This is a genomic window from Halobacillus campisalis (genome assembly GCF_030345335.1).
Lineage (GTDB): Bacteria > Bacillota > Bacilli > Bacillales > Halobacillaceae > Halobacillus_A > Halobacillus_A campisalis.
Genome location: NZ_JAPVRC010000007.1, coordinates 230770 through 237005, shown reverse-complemented (window position 1 = coordinate 237005; position 6236 = coordinate 230770). Strand labels below are relative to the sequence as shown.

6 protein-coding genes and 1 pseudogene are annotated in these 6236 nt (G+C 33.8%); 4 read left to right on the top strand and 3 right to left on the bottom strand.

Features of this window, described 5'->3' with window-relative positions:
- Positions 1-969: 969 nt before the first annotated feature.
- The 3 genes from O2Q26_RS15240 (at position 970) to O2Q26_RS15230 (ending at position 2124) form a co-directional block, all read left to right on the top strand.
- Positions 970-1152 (top strand): hypothetical protein, encoded by a 183-nt coding sequence (locus O2Q26_RS15240; RefSeq protein ID WP_289216719.1) that lies wholly within the window; start codon positions 970-972, stop codon positions 1150-1152.
- 238 nt (positions 1153-1390) lie between these two features.
- A complete protein-coding gene (locus tag O2Q26_RS15235; protein WP_289216718.1) occupies positions 1391-1675 on the top strand; it encodes a hypothetical protein in 285 nt (94 codons plus the stop codon).
- 116 nt (positions 1676-1791) lie between these two features.
- Positions 1792-2124, top strand: coding sequence for an immunity protein CdiI family protein (locus O2Q26_RS15230; RefSeq protein WP_160912509.1), 333 nt, complete (start codon positions 1792-1794; stop codon positions 2122-2124).
- Positions 2125-2313: 189 nt separating this feature from the next.
- On the opposite strand, the gene O2Q26_RS15225 is transcribed toward O2Q26_RS15230, so the two are convergent.
- The 3 genes and pseudogenes from O2Q26_RS15225 to O2Q26_RS15215 form a co-directional block, all read right to left on the bottom strand.
- Positions 2314-2754, bottom strand: coding sequence for a hypothetical protein (locus tag O2Q26_RS15225; RefSeq protein ID WP_160912511.1), 441 nt, complete (start codon positions 2752-2754; stop codon positions 2314-2316).
- A 1-nt stretch (position 2755) separates the two neighbouring features.
- A pseudogene (locus O2Q26_RS15220) lies at positions 2756-3559 on the bottom strand (SAR2788 family putative toxin).
- An 11-nt stretch (positions 3560-3570) separates the two neighbouring features.
- Entirely contained in the window at positions 3571-4602 is a 1032-nt protein-coding gene (locus O2Q26_RS15215; RefSeq protein ID WP_289216717.1) for a S8 family serine peptidase, read from the bottom strand.
- A gap of 1063 nt (positions 4603-5665) precedes the next feature.
- Between O2Q26_RS15215 and O2Q26_RS15210 the strand changes: the two genes are divergently transcribed.
- A complete protein-coding gene (locus tag O2Q26_RS15210) occupies positions 5666-5824 on the top strand; it encodes a hypothetical protein (RefSeq protein WP_289216716.1) in 159 nt (52 codons plus the stop codon).
- Positions 5825-6236: the final 412 nt, after the last annotated feature.

The following is a 6236-nucleotide window of genomic DNA, read 5'->3' as shown; positions in this document are numbered from 1 at the left end:
TTTGAAACTATTGCAGGTATTTATCGTATATGTAGTAGAGTTATAAGAAACGGTGTAGGTGATAGTGGACATCGTTTATTGTGCTAACGGAAGAAGAGAATAGAACAAGAAAAATAGAATGTTTTTTTACCCTCATAATAAATGAATGCGAGGAGTGGTTTTTGTTAAAAAAAATTTAGCTCTAGTCTCTTTATTATTAATAGTCGCTTCAATAGTCGTATTATTGGTTCTCGTATGGCTATTGAATCTGGTACTTGGACCTTTGTCACTTTTATTATTAGGTTCTCTTTTACTGGGATCTTTCATTACTGCACTGAAAAGCGAGAAAGGTTTTTTGAAAAAAATTGCTTTAATTATTTCTTCAATTGCTATGGTGTTTTTTGTGTGCATAGTGATGTATATTATTTTAATGATTTTGTACGGTAATTTTGGGACATAAATCATGTGTATAAGGAACATCTAACTAACGGCTGCTAAAGTAAAAGAAAAGTAAGAGGTATCTCGAAACCGAGTCTTACGCTAATTGGGGCTATTGTTCAATAAGGGTGAACGCTTTTACACTGAAGCTACAGTAGAGTTTGAGTAGAAATTATTGAATGGATACTTAACTTTAAAAGGGAGATAAGGTTAAAAATAAATTACAAAGTTATGTTGTGGAGGGGCTTTCAGTGTTGAGATTAGTTGATGACTTAGCAGGAGCAGTATATGATGTTTTAAAATTTATTATCAGGTCGATTTGCTATTTTCTTGCAGGAACGTTAATTGTTGCAGTTCCAATGTATCTGATTGTTTGGGTATTCTGGTTGTTTCAGTGACTTTATTCAATTAACGAGTGCCTTAGTTTAAGAGCGTCTTTAAAGTATCTTGATTTCGAGTCTTAAACAATTTGGGGCGATTGTTAAATAGCATTCTTAGTACATAGCATAGCCGTACTTAGCTTTTTAACTAAAATTGAGGTGTGAATGAAATATGTCTGAAGAATTTTTATTTATCTTAGTAATATTATCTATGGCTATATGGGTTACGGTGTCTAAAGAGGCTTTAAAACCTTCAAAAGAAATAAACCGGTGGAAAATGATAACATTACTGTCTGCTGGTTCTTTATCCACTTTATTTATAACCATTACGCTTTTTCAAAGCCTGATGTTATAAACGGGTGTGTTAGTTCTTGATTCGCGGAGAATACCTCGAAATCGAGTGTTATAGAAACGGGGGCGATTGTTCAATATGAGCAATCGCCTTTTTACTAAACGAGCAGGTTAGTTGAGGACTCATTTTAGAGATAGTAAGTGTAAATGGATAATTTTTGAAACTTTAAAGATGAGTGTTCGTAATTTATACAAAAGGGTGTTGAAGCCTGTTTTTTAATTCATATAAAGGAGGGGAATTTTTGAGAAAACCAACAAAGTATTCATTAATTTTAACTGCTTTAATCTTAATTGCTAGTATTTCCGTGGCGATTTTCTTTTCCGCGGGGAATACGGGGCTTGCACTAATTCTAGTTCCAATTATAGCGACTTTTTCATTGGCAGGTATAATACTAGCTGCGAGGGAAATTTATATGGCGCAAAGTAGAAGAGATAAATTAATAAATATTCCTTGCTTATTTATTCACCTAACTGTGTTTATACTACCTATAATATTCATGTACCTCTTGGAAAATGGAAGTGGTTGAATAGTAAAACGTCTCGAATTAGAGTATTGATGAAAAGGGGGCGATTGTTCAATATAGACGATCGTCCTTTTAACTAACAGAGCAGTGTACTTTAATAAATGGAGGGGGGGAACAATATGAGATGTGAATGTAAACAACAAAAAACAAATGAATTAAAAGTTGAGGGAGATGTAGGTGCAGACCCTATTTGGTGTAATCACTGTAATTGCAACCTTGACATAGAAGAGATTCCAATTGAACGCGATTTGAAGTTGGAGTTAATGAAATGGATTGGGAAGTATGGTGAATGGATTGATTGGGATAAAGATGAAATAGTTCCTAATGGTGTAGAACTTGAAGCAGAACACAATAAAGAGGGATTGAAAATAACAGAAAAAGTACAGAAAGAACTTGAAGGTAAATACAAAGTTTCCTTTTCACCATCGACATTTGCAAAGGCATATAAATAGAATACATTCATCCTTCTGGTCTCAAGGCGTACTTTAGTTAAAGATACGCTTCAATATCTTGAATACAAGTCTTACGCTAACGGGTCTTTAGTTTTATAAGCCTAATACAAAAAAGGCATTCCCTAAAAATGGAAGTGCCTTTTTGTAGTAATATCAAACAGATCCTATACTTTAAGAGGGTTTCTAAGGTTAGTGTCTTTCTATAAACTCTTTAGCAATTTCAGAATTGGGATCCATTTCTAAAATTTTATTTGCAGTAGCTATTGCTTCAGTTTTACTCACCACCTTATCAGGTACATCGTGCAAGAACAGTAAATGAGAGAGGTACTCTGCTATCATACTTTGATCAGCTAAATCAATACATCGTCTTGCGTGATATAACGAAGAATGATAAGCGCCTTCTATGTGGCAAAGGGGGTTAACAAGCATATCGAATGCAATTTCATGTAACTCTATCTTTTCTTCTTCTACAATTAAACTTATAACAAAAGTATAAATAGATATACTTGGTTGATTAAATGCTATTTCCGTTAATTCTCCATCGAGTTCGTCTATAGATAAATTTTTTGCATATTGTTTGGCTTCGTAATATTTGCCTTCTAATATAAAATCTCGAAAGTTATCAATCATTTTAGCTCACCCATCCGTTACTTATATATACTTTGCCATTCTTTCTTGTAAAAGTAACTGTTACAGTTTTACCACTCATACTAAGAGTCTTTTTTCGTACTTTTTTGTATGCACTCTCTTTACCATTTCGCATTACATGAGACATTACTTTTGAAACATCGCTCCAATTGTTTCCAGTAACCTTGTTCCAATTATGTTTACTAGCAAGAATATGAGATCTGCTATTAGCGTTTAATCTGCTAACTGATGTAAGAACTTTGCCATAGCTTTTTGACTTTATAGCACTCTGTGCAGCTTTTTTTCCATATTTTTTTATTGCATAACTAATTCCATATCTAGCTACAGCAGCGACAATAATAATAGGGAGTGCTGAAGCTGTCATTTGAGTTGTATCAATTTCTACTGTGTCTCCAGATTCTGTATCAATGAAGGTTGCAATAAATTTTTCACCTTCAACATCATGGACAATTACATCATAATTCTGGTAAGTCGTTTCACCATTTTCGTCTTTTACTTCCCCAGAAACATTAATATCCTCTGTTTCTTTCTCCATCTCTATGTGAACATCTACTTCTATTTCTCCAGCAACATGTTCTGTTTCAAGAACAACCTCTTCTGTTGTATCCTCTTTAACTTTTACTTCAAGACCGTTATCTAAAGTGTCAGAGAATTACTGATCACCTTCTATAGTCTTATCATCAATATATTCAGGTATTTCTTCAGCACTAATAAGATCATAATTAGTAAACAATGGAATAATAAGGGAAATTACTATTATAGAAGCAAATATCTTTTTTGTATTCATCAGGCACCTCGTTATTTGATTTTAATATACTGTTGTTTATTTCTATCGCTAAATGTAACTAATCCATCATTGTTTTGAACATAGTTTAATAATCCTCTATAATCTCCTGGTTCATATCCTGGCGAATCCTTGAATTCTCCCATCCAATAAGACAAGCCTCCAGTGATATAAGCTGATGCAAAAGAAGTACCAGAAAATAAAGAATAACCTCCAGCTGAATCGGTTGATAGTATATCTTCTCCTGGAGCAACAAAATCAGTTTTTCCTAGGGCAGCTGCATTAATCAAATCCTTATTGGAATCTATTGCATTTACTGAAACCACATTATTATATTGTGCAGGGTAATCCATTCCAAGATTAAAAGTGTTCCCCGCAGCAGCAACAACAATTATTCCTGAGGATACAGCCTCATTAATAATCTGCTTTAGTTCAGAACTATCAGATTGAAACCCGAAGCTTAAGTTAATCAAGTCAACCTCTTGTTTTATTGCCCATTGTATACCTTTTGAAAGGTGTTCTAAATTACCATGTCCGTTTTTCCCTAAAATCTTCACATCATATAACTGTATATTTTGGTTTACTCCAATTACACCATTGTTATTGTCATTAGCTGTTATTATACCTGCTACGGCTGTACCATGGTTTAGATCATCTTTGGTCTGATCACTTCCATTAAAAGCATTGTATTTTCCTTTTACTTTTCCAACTAAATCTGGATGCTCATCGTTTATACCGCTATCTAATATAGCAACTTTTATTTTGTTTTGATTATTCTGAATAACATCCCCCTCCATTAGATCTCGACCCCATGTTGAAATCTGCGTGTTTGTCCACTGAAGTTTCTCTAAGTCATTCATTTGTTGATAGTAGTTATATAGAATAAGAACTACTGTTGCTAGGACAACAGCTATTACTGGGATAAGATACTTATGTTTTTTTTCAAAATACTCCTTCTCCTTAATTTTTGTAAAATTGAACCATTTATTTGGTACAAATTTTATATTACATATATATCCAAAAAATACAATAACATTTTTATGCACTATTGGAGCAGTAGGGTATTGTTATTCGGTAAGGATTGAATAAGGAGGAATTGTTAAATTAAATACATTCATAATGAGAGATTACGAGGAAAGGTTAAGCAGTTGATAAATTAATATTTAAAGAGGAAAATCTAGTTGTAGTTGATTATTGGTTCATAGAACTTAAGGCCATTAATTTACCGTGACTCTGCATCAGTTCAGTCAGAGAGGGCAACAAATTCATTTTCTTTGTTTTAGAATGCCTGCCTCTTCACTACTGTACGAACTTTCTGGAGTTGCCGTTTTACTTTCTTGGTTTTGTTCGGTTTGCTGACTTTCGCTTTTGCTCTCTGAGGATCCTTTTGAAACTGAGAACCTCCGCAAGCAACAAGTAAATCAAACAACTTCACCACATATATTTAACAAGTTTTCAAAAGTACAATTAATATAGAAGAAACTCAGCAATCGGCACGTGCCGATTTTGTGCCGACTGCTATTGTTAATGTTTATTTTTATTTATTAACCCTATATCTAAAGAGCTGTTATATAAGCATATTTATTAATGTTCAAAACCATTTATAAACCCCCGTTAATCAAATTTGAAATGGAAGGTTCCATCGGTTAATAAAAGATATAAAGCCGTGCAGATATCATCTGCACGGCTTTTTCATCGTCATCTGGTAAACTGATGGTGATTAATGGTTATTAAAGTATATGGCAGGATTGTTGAAGACTCAGCTTCGAGACTTTCCAGGGTTCAAGTGTCTCTGCATCGGAGTTTATAATGATACTCCATCAAACTGAATAGCTGATGATTCGGGAAGTGGTTTCGAGAACCTTCTATGGTAAAGCGAGCTATTCCCCGCAGCCCCCATCCACCTAACAAAAGTCTCGAAACTGAGTCTTCAACTAAAGGGGGCGTTAGTTCAATAATTCTAATCTAAATCCAATCCATAATATTCAAATATATTTAGCAACATCTATAATGACTATTAACCTCCATCAAAAGAAGTAGATGCTCTTCGACCTATATCCGATTGGTTTGAATCAACTCTGCTGAATTCTTATTGCATGGAGGATAACTATGAGCAGCAATCATGCACTGATCATCGGTGGAACAGGAACGTTGAGTGATGTTTCATTGTGGTTGGTCTATCAAGGATATGTGGTGTCCGCTATTATGAGATGGTCAAACTTTTTGATAATAGTAAAGAGACACACTAAAAAAAGGAAGGCAGTGTAATATACTGTTTTTCCTTTACTTTCTCGGGCAACTGCATAATGTCTTGTCCCGTGTATTGAACAACACAAATGAAAAATATCTCGAAGTTGAACCTTATAGAAACGGGGGACTTTACTTTAAAAAGATTTCACAAACAATAAAGGACCTTCAATATACATCATCTTATAAATTGGTGATAATATTGAAGGTCCTTTTATATACAAAAATATACTGCCATTTTTATAAGGATTGCAGTTTGGGTTGGATTTTAGCGCTCTTCTTTCTCTGTGATTAAGTAAAAGTAATCTTAGATATGTTTATACCTCGCTCGTATTCGTTAATTTGATTAAGAATAGATATTCGAGCTCATGTAACAAAAAACCTTCGAATAAGAGCATTTTTTATGAGTGTCCTTTATTCAGTGGTTAGTTTA